Genomic DNA, 17938 nt, shown 5'->3' on the forward strand with positions numbered 1-17938 from the left:
GATAGGTTCATGAAAAAAAGAAAAATGAAGGCATGGAAAGTCATGACCACAGCAGCGATGACTTCCTTATTATTTTCATCACTTACCGTTTCTGCAGAAGGTGATGTTAAGCAAGCTAAGTCGCAAATGGTTGGAGAAATTGAGGAACAAGGAAGAAATTTATTTTTTGATAATGACAAGTTAGAGCCTGGAAGTAATGATTTATATAATAAAGACATTAAAAAAGAAGGTTCGAATAAAGCCTATAATCCAAATGATATTGTTCGTCTAATTGTAGAAGTAGAACAACCAACAGATGTGGACAATACAGACATCACATCTAAAAATAAAAAAACATTAATGAAGCAAAAGCAAAACAAAGTAATCGACCAAATCGCTAACACGAAATCTTCAAAATCAAATTCACCGACTAAAGTAAAGCACCGTTATTATGAAGGGTTTAACGGATTCAGTGTAGAAACAGAGTTCCAAAATATAAAAGATATCCAGTCTATTCCAGGGGTTACGAATGTCCACATTGCTAGAACTTTTCAGGAAAATATGGCATCAAGTAAAGAATTAGTACAAGCTCAAAAAGTATGGGAACAATATGGTTATAAAGGTGAAGGATTAGTAGTAGCGGTCGTAGATTCCGGGATTGATTATACGCACAAAGATATGAATCTATCTGACACAGCCAAAGCGAAAGAAAAATGGACTCAAGATAAAATTAATCAAAAATTTACTGAGACAGACGTAAACGAAATTTGGTATTCCGAAAAAGTTCCAACAGGATATGATTGGGCAGACAATGATACCAATGTCATTCCGGGAACAAAAGGCAGTCCGCATGGTACACACGTGGCTGGTACAATTGGAGCAAATGGCGACGAAACGAAGGGTGCTGTTGCTGGAATTGCACCAGGTGTTCAACTATTAGCTGAGAAGGTATTTTCTGATAATGGCGGTGGAGCCTATGAGGATGATATTATCGCAGGAATTGAGCATGCAGTCACAATGAGTGCAGATGTAATCAACATGAGTTTAGGTGTTGATGCAGGCTATGTAGATGAAGATTTTGATCCGATCCAAAAATCAATCCGAGTTGCGACAGAACAAGGCACCCTTGTTGTAGTGGCAGCTGGTAATTCAGCCTATAGTACAAAGAATAATATTATTCTCTCTTCATTAAGACCATATGCGGAAAATCCAGATATTGGAACAGTTGGTGCGCCGGGTGTAAGTCCATATGCGTTATCGGTTGCTTCCTATGAAAATACTAAACTTCATTTAAATGCATTAGCAGATCCAAGTGGTTTTTCAGTGCCGTTCAAAGATCAAACACAATTTCCAGCATCGTATAATTTTAAAGTCTCTAAGGTTCTTTCACCAGATGTACCTTATGATTTGGTATATGTTGGGGAAGGAAAGAATGCATCAGATTATCCTAAAGGCAAAACTGACTACATTGCAGTGGTTAAACTATTAAATCCATATAGTACTGTTTCAACCATTCAGTTTACTGCAAAGAGTGCAGGAGCAAAGGCTATTATTATGATACCACCTGCAGTATGGTCAGATTATTCTTCTCTACCAGTAACGCCAACTGCAGCACCAACGGCTTCAACTAGCAAAGCTGAAGGTGAAGCATTGATAAGTAATATGAGCAAGCTACCAAGTGGTCAATATTTAACCATGAAATTATCAAGCGATACTTCAGTAGATAACCCAGCGAAAGACACAATGTCCCATTTTTCATCTATTGGTTCACCTAGTACATTAGATTTTAAACCTGAGATTTCGGCTCCTGGTGGAAATATTTATTCAACTGTTCCAGGAAATGATTATGAAATCATGAGCGGTACATCAATGGCAGCACCTCATGTTGCAGGCGGCTCAGCATTGTTATTGCAGGCCCTTTATCAAAAAGGATTAACCCATTCAGAAGATACAGTTTTAAAAGCAAAACTTGCTTTAATGAATACAGCTAATATTGCCATGGATCCAAGGACAAATGGAGAAGTTCCATATTCACCACGTGTACAAGGGTCTGGGATAATGAAAATTCAAAATGCCATTAATACACCAGTCATTGTGACAAGTAGAAACACGCCTTTAGAACAAGCTGGAGCGGTTGCATTAAAGGAAATCGGTCAAAATACAAGCTTTAAATTAAACATGGAAGCATTCGACACTCCTAAGGGTAAAAATAATAGTGATGATATTGAATACAATGTTTATGTAGATCTATTGAAAGATAAGACTGAAATGAAGGAATTCGATTTAGATAGTGATGGGCAATTGGATACTAAAGAGTATTTAACATTAACGAGTGAACGAATTAATGGTGCGACTGTCACTGTAAATGATAATGAAGTAACCGATAAAACTGGAGCATTAGTTAAAATTAAACCAGGTCAAACAAAAATGCTAACTGTTAATGTAAATTTACCAGATTCCTTAAAGAAAAATAGTTTTGTAGAAGGGTTTGTTCGTCTAGTTCCAGTAGCCAAGGACCAAGATAAAGCAGTGCCTTTAACTGTTCCTTATATGGGCTTCTATGGAGAATGGGATGAACCAGGAAATATCGATGCTCCTGCATGGGAGAAAGATGCATTTGTGGGATATACGGCACTTTGGGATGAAAGTGCAGAAAGATATCCATTAGGATATAACCCGTATTCTGATACATTCTCTCTTAACCATATTGCCTTCTCACCAAACTATATTAATGATGGAATCTTTCCGTCATTCCAAGCATTACGTAATTTAGAAAAAGTTGAAATGTATGTTGAAGATCAATCTGGAAATCTCATTAAAAATTTAGGTGATTTTAGTGAATACACTGGAACACCATGGAAATTCAGAAAAAATATTATGTCATACGGGGATATAATGTATGGCGGATATAAATGGGATATGAAGGACACTTCCGGTCAATTTGTACCAGACGGTATATACCAATATGTTATCAAATCAACATTAGAATATGAAAACGCAAAACCACAGATTGTTAAAATGCCAATGACGGTAGATTCCATCGCTCCGACCGTTTCAAATATTCAAGTAACACCAAAGAACGGAAAATATGAAGTTTCCTTTGATGCGCAAGATAATGCCACTGACTTTAATTCGGCACTTCTTTGGGTTAATGGGAATTTTTATTCACCAGCAGTTGGAGTAAAATCTATACTCTCAAATACAGAACCACAAAGTATTGTTATTTTAGCCATTGATTATGCAGGAAATCAATCCTACAAAGTTTGGGGAGATCCGAGCTATATTAAATATACTATGGCCGTTCAAACGATCAGTATAACTCCGACTGCAAATATTAACAAAAGCAAACCTGCAAAAATTAGTGCCTGGGCTTATTCTAGAGTAGACTGGACGATTAATGTTAAAGATGCAAGTGGAAAGATAGTCGATTCGTTTAAAGTAGAAAATGAACATTCACTGAAAACACAATGGGTACCTAATACGGACCTTCAAAATGGAACGTATTCTATATCAGTTGATGTCGTGACAAAAGACGGTTTTAAAGTAACAACAACGCCTAAACAAGTAACGGTTCTCCAACAATAAACCGATTGCGACCCAAGTGAGAATGAATCACTTGGGTTTTTTCATGCTCGGTGCATGGTGCCATTTTTATACGCAAAAGATGAATGATTAAATTAAAAGTCGTGGAGTAGTGCTTTTGTTTTATACTTGTATAGAACCAATAACAGCAACATTTACATCCTATGTTCAATTTTCGGAAAAGTATAAATATGGGATGATAAAAGACGGAATCGAGTTAACTAGTTTCATAGATTCTTCTTTAAAAGACTTGGTTGTAAAAAATATAAGTTAAGAGAGAAAAAACAATTACATAAGGACAAGGGGATGCGGTATGAAGAGGGAAAAAATCAGTAAGATTTTTACAGGAACGCTCAGAAAAAAGTTTAGTAAGAGACAAGCAAAGAAAGTATTTTCGCTCTTTGCGTTAAGTGTAATGCTATTAAACATTGCATTACCTCAGGCTTTAACACATGTACATGCTGAAACTAAACCAAATCAGCAAATTTTATCCAGTGAAACCTTTAATGCAAAAGAAGTAAATCGTATTCTTGACGGGCTTACTCCTGAGCAAAAAGCAAACATTAATAAGCTCACTGGAGCAGATAACGCTCAAAAAATCCATGTGGACCAAAAAGATTTACGTAGTTCAAAAAATATTAACGTGATTGTTCAATTTAAAGAAGACCCAGCTAAGATACAAATCATTAAGAAATCGTTGGCTAAAGGTGGAGCAACTGTAGATAGTAAAGCTTTTGCAAGCGAATATTCCGACGCACAAAAAAAAGTTGAAGATTCTCATGCTAAATTTAAAAGCTTTGTGAATACGCAGCCTAAAACGCAAATAATTGGCGGGAAATCTGTTAAAACGGCTATGAGTATTACGCGAGAATATTCAGAAGCATTTAATGGAGTAGCTTTATCACTACCTGCAAAATTAGTTGAAAATATTGTCGAAAATCCAGAAGTTGCTTCTGTTTGGTCTCAAGTAGAATATACGGTTGCAGAAGGATCTACTCCAAAAGCTTTAGAGACAAGTGAGTCTGTAGGCAAGCCTACAACAGGGCTTTCTTTATTAGGATTAGATAAACTTCAAGCTGAGGGTCATACAGGTATTATTAAATCAGGTCCTCGTGCAGGCCAAAAAGTTAAGGTCGGTGTATTGGATACTGGTATTGACTACAACCACCCTGATTTAAAGGCTGTATATAAAGGTGGACATGACTTAGTCAATAATGCAGGATTCGATGCAAATGGAAATGTCATTTATGTGGATGACCATGATCCAATGGAAACAAATTATGAAGATTGGGTAGCTGCTAAGGCGAATCCTAATCCAGTTGTTGGACCACCTCCTGCAGATTATAAACAGTATATTACATCTCATGGATCTCACGTTTCAGGGACTATAGCTGCAAATACGACAAATAATAACGACGTTTATTCAGCAAATGGTGTAGCGCCAGATGTGGACCTTTATGGTTATCGTGTACTAGGACCAGGTGGACGTGGCACAACAGACTCCGTATTGAACGGTATTGATCAAGCAGTTAAGGATGATATGGATGTCATCAATCTTTCGCTTGGTGCAACGATTAATGATCCACTTTACCCAACCAGTATAGCTATTAACAATGCTACCTTAGCTGGTGTTGTGTGTGATGTTGCAGCAGGTAATAGTGGTCCAGGTGCAGCTACTGTAGGCTCACCAGGAACTTCTGCACTGGCGATAACGGTTGGTGCAAGTACGATTCCTGGAGATATTCCAGTGATGACCTTAAAGAACGGCGCAACTTCCTATCAAGCTCGTTTGTTTGGTAAAACCTTCGCACAAGCAGACGATGCATTTAAAGGACAATCATTCCCAATTGTTGATGTCGGCTTAGGTAGTGCGGCAGATTACAATGGTTTAGATATGTCTGGTAAAATTGCTCTTGTGAAACGTGGTGGAGAGTTTTTACAGACTAAAATGGCAAATGCTAAAAAAGCCGGCGTTGCAGGTATGATTATTTGGAACAATAGTGCCGATGCAGATAACCAAGGTTATATAACAAGCTTCTTAGGCGTTAGCATGGATAATGTTTATTCTGTTTCATTGACTCAAGCGCAGGGACAAGCTCTTTCTGATGCCATCTATAAGGATCCTAAATCAGCAACGATTACGTTCCCAGATACACTTGATGCGCCGATCGCAAAGAAAGGCGACGAGTTGGCAAACTTTAGCTCAACGGGGCCGGTAAAAGATTGGACAATCAAGCCAGATGTTGTAGCGCCTGGTGTTGACATTTCGTCTACCGTTCCATATGACGTTTGGGAGCCACAAGACGGAGTAAGTGTAGAAAATAGAGATTATAAGTATGCTTATGAATTAATGTCCGGGACTTCAATGGCAACGCCTCACGTTGCAGGTATTTCAGCATTGATTTTAGCTGCAAATCCAGAATATACTCCGGCAGATGTTAAGTCGGCATTAATGAATACAGCAAAGGATATTAACACAGATTCAAAGACTTATAGCGTATACCAAGTCGGTGCTGGACGTGTTGATCCTGCACGTGCGATAAAAGAGGATGTAAAAATCCAAGTTTTAGATAAAGCATATACCGTTGATTCAGATTCATCTACGCTAAGTCAAATTGATAACCTTACAGGAAGTATGTTCTTTGGCTTTAAAGGTAGAGGAGAAGGCGCAACGAACGGCTCTGATGATGTGATTTCATCAAAAGACTTTAATATAACTAATCAAGGAACTAGCAGTAAAACATTTAATGTAAGTACACAATTTATTTCAACAAAATTTGCTGGATCAAATAAAGTAGGTCCTGGCACAGGAAATGATGTCAAAATTGATTTTTCTACCGGTGGTACAAAAGTGTCATCCATTAATGTTGACGGTGGTAGCAGTGTTAAAACCGAAGCGAAAATTACGGTTCCGTCAAACGCATTAGAGGGCACTTATGAGGGTTATATTTACCTGGTAAATGCGGCGAACTCATCGGAATCATATCGTATTCCATTCACTATTACCGTTGCGGAAAAAGGAATTGATACTTTTAAAGTTGATTATAAGGCAATGACAATGCCAGGTGGAGCTGCTGGATATCGCTTCTCCATTAATAGTTCAATGGAAAACTTCTATATTGTATTAAAAGATAAGAATGGAAATTATTTGGGCGTAGCTAACACATTAAATGATGCAAGTTGGCTTTCCCCAGGTGTACAATACGGACCATATATAACGCTTTTTAATGGACAATATCTACCATTTACAAAGCCATATGAGGGCTCATTGGATCAATCCGGAATAGCAACAAAGACCGAATCTATTAAAGAGGGCGCATATTCCCTTGAAATGATTATGACTGATGAAGCTGGAAAACGTTACACAGCAGAAGAAACAGTCTATGTAGACAGTACGCCGCCAACCATCAACATGGACAGCGATTCAAAGCCTGGGATCTATGAAATCGACCCTACAGGCTACTCACCTGGACAAGAGATTAAAGGATTTTATGGTTCAGTCTACGATTCTAACATCGATGTTATGAAAAATAATGGTGAAACTTCGGTGCTAAGTCCTAAAGATGGTAGGACACCTGTTCCTGTAGATCAAGCATTGAACACGGTTACTGGCTACCAAGATAGTTATTTCCCAACTGTATTCTTTGATACAGATGAGAAAGGTCGTTTCCATTTTGGAATTACTCCTGAGGACTTAACTTCAAAATTCGGAAGCGCATTTTGGATTTATCCAAGTGATTATTCTGGGTCAGGTGATTCAGATATAACTAAACAGGAATATTATTTTATCAAAAAAGGTACCCCATATTTAACACTTACATCTTCTGGAGGTGTTGATGCAGGTCAAGGTAACGAAGATAAGGTTGTAATTGATGCGAATAAACCGTTCAAAACGACAATCGCAACGAAAAATGGATTAGGAATGTCAGGCGGTAAAATTACTCTCAATGATGCGGGTGTTTACGCTTTTAGCAATATTAGATTGACAGATGAGTATAAAAACTATCTAATCAGCAAAGGGATTGACCCTACTAAGGTTCTAACTGTAGGTGAGCCGTATGCTCATCCAGTCTATCAAATCGGTAAAAACATTGATGTGACAATATCTGGCATTGGTCCAGAGGGTGCTCTTGACCATGATATGAATATTTTTGAAGCGGATGTGACTTTTACAAGCGAAGATCCAATTGTTGGACCAAAAGAGTTCCCACTATTACAAGCTAATTTAACCTTGTCAGGTGAGAATTCGAAAGTGACGTGGTTCCCAACCAATGTACCTTATTTACGACAGTCAACATCCCTGCTTAGAGGTCGTTTGGCGGCAGAATCTTTCGCAAGAAACAATGTAAACAATCAATATCCTCAATTCACAGTGGATTCAGGTGCGAAGGTAACTGTCAAAGATGATAAGGGTAAAACATTTACAACAGATAGCCCTACAACTCCAAATAATACAATGGCGTATGCTTTTATCAACCCGTATTATGCCGTGACGATGGATGTAAGTAATTCACCATATTCTGTCGAAGCGAATGTACCAGGTCACTTCAAGGGATATGGGCAAACACCAGTCATTGGTCAAAATAAATTTGGATATCAATCAGGAACTGTAAAAGATCTCCCAGGTCTTTTCCCGATTCTTTTAGGTGGAGATTTCAATGAGGATAACGTCATCGACATGAAGGATTTGACGGATGAAATCAATGTTTATTATCAATATAAGAACCTAAATACACCTAGTAATCCGGCCAATACGTTAGCCAACAAAACGGCATTCCTTAACAGCAACAGAAATGCTGATATTTATTGGATAAAACCAGGATCTCCCGGTTATGGAATTGATTATAATGACTTCTATTTCATCTTCAAAAACTTTGGTAAACAAAATCAAAATGCGATTGATGCAGGGTTAACGGTTCCAACCGCCCAAATGACGGTGGATCAAGATGTGACCATTACGACTCAGTATGGCGGATCCATCACGTTAAATGCGGGAGACACACTACAACAAGTCATGAAAAAGCTAAATTTTGCAGGACCAAAACAAAAAACGTTAGAAACGACCATTCCAAAGTTACAAGACTTACAAAATGGTGCGACAGTTTCCGTCATCCCATTTAGCGATGTGTTCGTAGATGATGTGGTATGGAGAAAAGCGATTACAAAAGTTATGCTCGGTTCAACCGATGTAACAAGTGCAGTAAATATTAAAGAAGCGTATACGTATCGTGACCAAAATGGTGCAACACAGACTATGCCTTCTAAAATTACGTTACCTGGTTCTTTATTCACGACGGCAGCTAATTACACAGTTACAGTTAAGGCTGCTGACTATCAAGATGTAACTACTAGCTTTACGGTTTCGGCGGAACAAATTCTGACGCCTACGATTCCTTTGGTTACCGACCCGCAAAAAGCGCATGTAGGTAAAGATTTAACCTTAACCTTCGAAGATGATGCTAATTGGCGAAATGGGATTGATAAAATCGTAGTTAAGACGTTAAACTACCCAGCGGGTGTAACGATCCTTGATAAGACAAATCCAAGTAATATTATTGATTTGACAGATGGCAGTGGTAACAAATATTACGATATAAGCGTACCAGGAAAAATTACATTTAAGGCAGATTTATTTAAGACGAATGCATCACCTGTTGGTCCTTCTTCGGCAATAAATCCTAGTGGAACGAACTGGTTGCCTCAGTTGTATAAGTTTGAAATCAACTCAACAGGTGTAGATAATACGATCTACCCGCTTAAAGCGGTAGGAGTAGATTCAAACGGCAGTGCTGCACAGGCCCTTGGATTTGGCATTACTTTTGATAGTCAAGGTGGTGCTCCAGTTGACTCAGTAGCGGTTGGGTACAGAGCAGATAGAACAAAGGTTGGTAATGAGCTTATATACAATAATATTGGTAACTTCATTAATCCAAGTAGTACAAGACCAGGATATAAATTTATCGGTTGGTTTAAAGATTCAGCAGGTACAAGTTATTGGGCCACAAGTGAGACTCTAAATGCAGATCAAACTGTCTATGCTAAATGGCAAATGGACTTTACACAAAGCTATTCACCTGTTGATGTAACGAAACCCAATGGTATCAAGTTCGACAGTACAAGTGGAGCTAACGGAACTGGTTGGGTGCTTGGTGAAGGAGATCTTAAAATCAACATTCCAGATTATGCAACTAACATTCCTTGGTTAACAAATAAGGATAAAATTGCTAAAATCGATGCAACTTATTATAAAATCAAGAGTGATGGAACAACGGAAGATAAACCTACAACTTATACGTTAGATCCAAGCACATATGAAATGTCAACTAACGATAGAATTGGAACGCTTTCATTTACGACAGCGACTGAAAGTTATGCTACTGGACATCCAAATGAAAAGTTTGCTTTTAGTGAAGCACCAAGTATATCGAATGGACAAATTAAAGGTTACAAGTTAATAGTGACAGCAACAACTGGTGAAACGATTGAGATTCCGGATGTTAAACTAGGTTACAGAAGCCACATTGACTTAAACGGCGGAACGTTAAAGAATTCAAATGATTTATATTTGGCTGATGTATTAATCAATGGAAAAGCTACTTCACCTAATATGCAAACAGCTGGTTCTCATGTAACTAATGGACTATTATCGCTAAGCGATAAACTCTATTTGGACCGTGAAAACTCAAGTGATAAGGTTGTTGATTTTTCAAAAAATGGTAGCTTAACAGATAATGCAACTTACTATTTAGGTTGGATTAAAACTCCTCCTACCGTTTTGAAAGATACAGTTGGAAACATTGTAGGTAGTGATATTACTTTAACATTTACGGATGATGGAACATGGAAAAATAATATCAAACAAGTGAAGATTGGTTCAAAAGAATTAGTTTTAGATAAGGATTATACGATTACAAATAGCTCCATTACGCTAAACCATGACTTATTTACAGCAGGACAAAAGGTCAATGTGATGATTGTTTCTGAAGGTTATGCGGATGCAATCGTTACGGATCAGGTTATAGGATATAAAGTAACATTTGAATCAAATAGCGGAGATCCTGTACCGTCTCAAATCGTAGATCGAAGTGCAACGAAGCCGATCGATCCAACAAAAGTCGGCTATAAGTTCTACGATTGGTATACAGATCAAAATTTAACAATACCATATGATTTTGCAAGCATTGTGACAAAACCAATTACGCTTTATGCTAAATATGCTTTAGTAGGTTCTCTTGTACTAACAGATACTACAGATAACGCTCTTGGAAACGATATTACACTTGAATTCATTGATTCTGAGTGGGCAAATTCTATTTCGAGAATTAAGGTTGGTGCAGTTACTGTAGATGGAACGAAATTCAAAGTAGATATGGCTGCACATACGATTACATTGGATAAGAGTGTCTTCACAAAAACTGGAGAATTCACTATCAATATTAGCGCAACTGATTATGCAGATGTAACCGTAACCCAAAAAGTAGTGAATGGATATAATGTGCATTTCGAAGTGAAAGATAATGCTCCATTTGAAGTAAAAGACCAAATTGTAGCACGCAGAATAACAGCACCGACTGTTTATGGTTATGATTTAGCTTGGTTCGCAGATGAAGCATATACAATTCCTTGGGATTTCACGAGCTCGATCTATTCTGCAAAAACACTTTATGGAAAATGGTCACCTACTAAATTCACTGTTATTTTTGATGGTCAAGATGGTGGCTTAGTACAGACTAAGACAGCAGAATATAATACAACAATCACAGCGCCTACAGCGACAACAAGACCTGGTTATACTTTTGTTGGTTGGTATAAGGATGCTGCAGGGCAAACTGCTTGGAATTTTGCGACAGATAAAGTAAGAGAAAACACCGTTCTTTATGCGAAATGGAGTATCAACTCGTATGCAGTATCATTCGATAGCCAGGGTGGAAGTGCAGTAGATTCTAAAACAGCAATCTTTAATACTACTGTTGGAGAACCAACAGCACCAACAAGAAAAGGATACACATTTGCTGGTTGGTATAAAGATGCTGCAGGTCAAGTAGCATGGAATTTTGCAACAGATAAAGTGACAGGTAATGTAACGCTTTACGCAAAATGGTTACTAAATAGTCCAGTTATTAATCCAATCGATGACAATGATACAAAGATTTCAGGAACGACTGTAGCAAATACAACGATCACTGTAAAAATCGGTAGTGTTGTCATTGCAACAGGAAAAGCTGATTCTAATGGGAAATTTAGTATCAAGATTAAACAACTAAAAGCAGGTACAGAGTTATCTGTATATGCTATAGATAAAACTGGAATTCAAAGTGCGGATACAAAAGTCAAAGTTTTAGATCGTAAAGCACCAAATAATCCGAGTGTCAACAAGGTTGATAATAATGATACAGTTGTAACTGGTAAGGCAGAATCTGGAGCTATGGTTACAGTTAAAAGTGGTAAGACAGTAATAGGAACTGCAAAAGCAACTTCTAAAGGAGCTTTCTCAACAAAAATAGCTGTTCAAAAAGCAGGCACAAAGTTAGTAATCACAGCTAAAGATAGTGCTGGAAATGTGAGTACAAGTGTGACAATAACTGTTTCAGATGTTGTTGCACCAAGCAAGCCAACGGTTAATAAAGTAGATGATAACGATACAAAGGTAACAGGAAAAGCTGAAGCGAACTCAACTGTTAATGTGAAAGTAGGAAGTAAATCTCTTGGCGCAGCTACTGCTGATTCAAAAGGGAACTATTCAGTTAAGATAAAAGTACAGAAAAAAGGAACTACAATTACTGTAACTGCAAAGGATAAGGCAGGAAATAGTAGTCAAGCGGCAACGTTCAAGGTTGTAAAACATTAAATCTAATGAAAAAGTCAAGGGTTAATCCCTTGGCTTTTCATTGTAGACAAAAAATAAAGAAGCATTATTAAAAAACCCTTAATAGTCCACAAAATTTTACTACCACATACATTTCAAGGCTCTCATCGATTCTTCTATCGGATCTACAATATAACTCTGTTGTATTTTGTGAAGTGGAATAAGGTGATGGACATGAATAAAATCTTTCCCTAGTTCTCCATATGTGTTTTCAAAATTCAAATCACAAACTTGGTAAAGGAACATTTTCAGTGAAATTATCAAAAGTAAGTAAAGTAATAATAAAAAAACATTACAAGAAATTGATAAAGCTGGAAATAAAAGCAATGAAGTAAACCGTTATGTAACAATTAGGGTGGGGGTAGGTGGTTCAAATCCCTCACAGGTCATCATATCTGGAAGGCTGAAATTCTTGATCTATCAAGGGTTTCAGCCTTTCTTCATGCCCGGTGCATGGTACCATTTCTATACGCAAAAGATGAATGATTAAATAAAAAGTTGTGGAGTAGTGCTTTTGTTTTATTCTGGTATAGAACCAATAACAGCAAAATATACATCCTATGCTCAATTTTCTGAAAAGTATAAATATGGGATGATGAAAGACAGAATCGAGTTAACTAGTTTCATGGATTCTTCTTTAAAAGACTTGTTTGTAAAAAATATAAGTAAAGCTAGAAAAAAACAATTACAAAAGGACAAGGGGATGCGGTATGAAGAGGAAAAAAATCAATAAGGTTCTTACAGGAACGTTAGCTGTTGGCATGTTATTATCTCAAGGTGCTCCATATAACGTATTGGCGAAAAGCCCGTTTGAGCTGAATCCAGTTGAAAATGCGGAAGAGATCTTAGCGAGCCTGTCTGTAGAACAAAGAAAGGCATTAGAGCAATTAGAAACAAATACAACCTTTACCATTTCACCGGATATTGATGCGAATAGCACTGAATTAGTCAAAGTCATAGTCGAATTTGAACAGGCGCCGGCGAAAATTGAAGTGATGAAACAAGCAGCGAAAGGAAAGAAACTATCTTCTGCTGATGCGAATGAGAAAGTGGAAAAAGCTCACAAAGATTTTAAACAGCATGTGCAATCATTGAAAGTGCAGAAGAACTTGACCGAATACAAAGTGGAAGATGTAAACATTACAAGAGAGTATAAAAAAGCCATCAACGGTGTAGCGATGACACTGCCTGGTGTGGCAGTTAAGGATTTGCTGCAATCTGGAGTAGTTAAACGTATTTTTAAAGATTACGAGGTAAAAGTGGAACCGCCGGTAAAAACGAAAGAAGCCATTGAGCCGAAAATGGCAGACAGTATTCCGCAAATTGGCGTGGACAAGTTACATGCCGAGAACATTACCGGTAAAGGAATTAAAGTTGGTGTTATTGACACGGGTATTGACTACAATCATCCTGACTTAAAAGATGTTTATAAAGGCGGATATGATTTTGTAAATAACGATGCAGATCCGATGGAAACAACATACGAGGATTGGATAAAAGCCGGTAAGCCAACTGCTCCTGGCAATGTATATTACACAAACCATGGTACACATGTAGCAGGGACGATTGGAGCCCAAAAGAAAAACAATGTAGATTATGCTGTGAGAGGTGTAGCACCTGAAGTAGAATTATATGCATACAAAGTATTGGGACCTTGGGGCGGAGGAAGTACAGCGGGAGTCCTTGCTGGAATAGATAAAGCGATTGAAGATGGTATGGACGTCATCAACTTGTCTTTGGGTGCTCAGACCAACAATCCGTTATATCCCACTTCTGTCGCAGTAAATAACGCCATGCTTTCAGGCTTGGTGACCGTCGTTGCTGCGGGCAACGCCGGACCGAACGAGAAAACTCTTGGTTCTCCAGGAGCAGCGGCTCTTGGCATATCAGTAGGTGCAAGCGATGCCTCCATGTCCATTCCTTCATTTAGTGGAAGCGTTTTCACTAATGAAAATGATAATTTGCAACGTCTCGACGAAGACCTTTCTCCTCAACTAGAAGCTTCAAAACGTCTCGTCAAAGATTTTTCTCCTAAATTAGAAAATAAGAAGGAGGGCTTGTCTCACCAATTAGAAGATTTGCAACTTCTGGGCAAAGATTTTTCTGATCGATTAGAAGATTTACAAGGGAAATCCTTACCAATTGTATATGCGGGACTTGGTAAAGCAACTGATTTTGCCGGGAAAGATGTCAGCGGGAAAATTGCGTTGATTCAGCGCGGGGAACTTGCGTTTGATGAAAAAATCAAAAACGCTAAAAACGCTGGGGCTAAATCAGTGATTGTGTATAACAATGTCGACGGGCAAATACCTGCCTACTTGGGTGAGGTCGTCGGGTTAATCCCTTCTTTCCGCCTGTCAAAAGCAGATGGTGAGCGGTTAAAAGAGCTGGGCGAAGGTACTTTCACATTTGAAACGTTAAGTAATACAAAAACAGAAGGCGATCATTTAGCAGATTTCAGTTCACGCGGACCGGTAAATGGAAATTATGATATCAAGCCGGATGTAGTCGCTCCAGGTGTGTCGATATTCTCTACGACACCGGAATTCATCAACGATCCACAGGACGGCATTAATTACGGGAATGCCTATGTACGTATGTCGGGGACATCGATGGCCACGCCACACGTGGCAGGTACAGCAGCATTGATTTTACAGGAGCATCCTGAATACACGCCTTTCGATGTAAAATTGGCACTCATGAATACTTCGGATGATTTAAAAGGGAATAATTCTGTATACGAAGTAGGCGCAGGACGAATCGATGCCTATCAAGCGGTTCATACAGATACATCCATCAAAGTATGGGATAAGACACAAAATATCGAGAATGGAAAAGTCGTAGAAATTGATGAAGAAACAGGTTCCATTGTATTCGGCAAACATTATAAAAAAGATGATCAACCCATTGAAGCAAGTAAAAAAGTGACGGTTCAAAACAACAGCCAGGAAGAAAAATCTTTTACACTAGAAGTGGAGTATCACGGTGAGCGTAAAGGGATTCAAGATGCAGTGAGTAACGGTGTTACAGTGGATGTGCCTTCATCGATTACAGTGGGAGGCGGCCAAATACAAGCGCTTCAGCCAAAAATGACGATACCAGCCAGCGCTACGGAAGGAAGATATGAAGGGTATATTCATGTGACCAATGCCAACAATCCGACCGAAACCTATCAAATTCCATTTGCTGTCATGGTGACGGAAAAGGGATTTGCTTATCTGAAAACAACTAGAACATCCGTGACAAATACGACGGCTTTCTGGGAATTTCATGACGCAGTTATCCATGGCATCATGAAGTTGAATAGCCCAATGAAAACCATGGATGTGCTTGTAAAAGACAGTAAAACAGGTAAAGCAGTAGGGTTCAGAGGAACAGCGGACTTAAGTAGATTATTAGTAGATGTAGAAACTTATTTTACTGGTGCGTTCACCGGGACAGTCTTTCCGTTTACAAATGATTCATCCAACCCAATCAGTGATGTTCCTATAAAGCTTCCAGATGGCGACTATATACTAGAAATGATTGCACATGATGCGGATGGGAAATCATATGTTTTTGAAAATCCGCTTATCGTGGACAATGTAGCACCAGAAGTGAACATGGATATAAAATCGGGTGTAATCGAAATCAATGATTCTATGTTTACAGTAGAAGATGGCCAAAAAGCAGTGTGGCTGCATGGAACAGCTAAGGATGCGACAGTGAATCTATTACAATCTAAAGGGATGGACGTCGATCAATCGTCCAATACTATGGCTTACTATGCAGGTGCCGATACAAGAATAGCTGGGTTCCTCCCGGTTCAAGCGAATGGAGATGTAAAAGTAGGAATTGAGGAGAGGGATATTGCAACACAACCTTTAAGACTTTGGTTGAGAACGTGGGATACTGCAACGGCAGTTGGTTACCAAAAGTATTACTTCATGAAAGAAGGAACGGAATATACGACTACCAGTTATGACAAGAATGAGTTTAAAGTCGGCGATAACATTACGATGACACTCAGCCTTAATAATGTGAAACAGCTTGTCTCCGGAGAATTTAATGTAGAATTCGACAAAGGCTTCTTCAAGTTTGGGAATGTGAAGCTGAACAATGCAGTCAAACAATATGCAAAGGAAAAAGGCTTACAGGTATCACTCCATGAGCCAGTTGTGACGGAAGAAGGACCATACCTTAATAGTGTGAAAATCGGTGCTTCCATTACTGGAAATGCATTCAGCGGACTGGAAGGAGATATGCCGTTCCTCGATGTAACGATTAAAGTATTGAATGATGAAGTTTACGAGAATGAACTTCGTGGATTTGAGGTCAAGAAGGGGTCTTATAAGAAATCGGGACAAATAGCAGGCACTGCCATTCCTTTTTACGGCACTGAAGATCTTAAAATAATTCCTAAACATACACAGTTGCTGGGATCCATCTCGCCGGAAGCATTTTTGGTAGGGAATCCAGGGAGTGAATTTTTGAGGAAAGGGGATTATTCAAAAATAGGTGCGCAAGTCTACGCTCTCTCTAGAAGTGGTAAAAAATATCCAGGAACAATTGATACGAGAGGAAAATTCACAGTCAATGATATTCCTGCTTCCGATCAAGTATATACAGCCGTCTTCGATGTTCCGGGGCATCTTAAAGTGATGAAGAAATTCATTCCTGGATATCATGATGCAAATGGTGAGCTACGTGGGCAATATTTAAGTATTAGTCAGAGAAGTATTGCGGGGGATGTGAACGGCGACAAAATGATTGATATCCTCGATATCCGAAGTGTCGTTGATGCATACGGTACGAAGGATTCATCCATCGTGCCGCAAGATCTTAATCAAGATGGTGTGGTGAACGAGACAGACATTCGCTTCGTTGAGAAAAATTTCTTAACGAAGGGACCGGATGCACCTGCTGATAAACAGCCAAAAGAAACAATTGGCAAGAAAGGGCTGGAATACTTCCTGCGTCTTATCGGTCTTGAGCCGAAGCAATAAACATAATCCCATCAGTGAAGTTAATAAAAGAAGAGGGCTCAAAGTAAAATATCCCCTTTCTAAAGGACAAAACAGGTTAGGCCACAAAAGAAGTTGATTTCTGTATTCTGGACTTACCCCTCTCAAGTAGAAAGTAATTAAAAAGTGATTATTAAGCAACCTTAGCCCTGTATTCTTGAGGGCTAAGGTTTTAATTTCTTCTGGAATCGTTTGTTATTGTAGCGCTTCACCGCATGCTCCACTTGTTTCTGTTACGTAAACTGATATCGATAAAACACACTGTGTTTTATCACGAAGGGATTGCTGGAGCACTTTTAAGTTGTGTTCCATGCCTGAAGAAAATAGGAATTGAACAATATATTGACTTTTTGTTCTGACAGCGAGATGACGTTTAAAGCCAAACCAGAAGAAGTTCTTCCCTTTATTATTCCGCTTTAATACTAGTGATTGAAGTAGTGCTTTTGTTTTATACTGATATAGAACCAATAACAGCAACATTTACATCCTATGTTTAATTTTCGGAAAA

General features: G+C 38.5%; 5 protein-coding genes. 4 read left to right on the top strand and 1 reads right to left on the bottom strand.

Going from position 1 to position 17938, the window contains the following annotated elements:
- Positions 1–9 precede the first annotated feature (9 nt).
- From HMPREF1210_RS15140 to HMPREF1210_RS15155, 4 genes are all read left to right on the top strand, one after another.
- Complete coding sequence (locus HMPREF1210_RS15140) at positions 10–3564, top strand: S8 family serine peptidase (protein WP_016429569.1); 3555 nt, start codon at positions 10–12, stop codon at positions 3562–3564.
- Positions 3565–3874: 310 nt separating this feature from the next.
- Positions 3875–12409 (top strand): S8 family serine peptidase, encoded by an 8535-nt coding sequence (locus HMPREF1210_RS15145; RefSeq protein ID WP_016429570.1) that lies wholly within the window; start codon positions 3875–3877, stop codon positions 12407–12409.
- A 532-nt stretch (positions 12410–12941) separates the two neighbouring features.
- Positions 12942–13160 carry a hypothetical protein gene (locus HMPREF1210_RS15150; protein ID WP_016429571.1) on the top strand — a complete coding sequence of 73 codons (219 nt, stop codon included), beginning with the start codon at positions 12942–12944 and terminating at the stop codon, positions 13158–13160.
- A complete protein-coding gene (locus HMPREF1210_RS15155) occupies positions 13138–17412 on the top strand; it encodes a S8 family serine peptidase (protein WP_016429572.1) in 4275 nt (1424 codons plus the stop codon). The genes HMPREF1210_RS15150 and HMPREF1210_RS15155 overlap by 23 nt, the downstream gene beginning before the upstream one ends.
- Positions 17413–17625: 213 nt before the next feature.
- On the opposite strand, the gene HMPREF1210_RS15160 is transcribed toward HMPREF1210_RS15155, so the two are convergent.
- Positions 17626–17907, bottom strand: coding sequence for a hypothetical protein (locus HMPREF1210_RS15160; protein ID WP_036660295.1), 282 nt, complete (start codon positions 17905–17907; stop codon positions 17626–17628).
- Between the last annotated feature and the right edge of the window lie 31 nt (positions 17908–17938).

The organism is Paenisporosarcina sp. HGH0030 (assembly GCF_000411295.1).
GTDB lineage: Bacteria > Bacillota > Bacilli > Bacillales_A > Planococcaceae > Paenisporosarcina.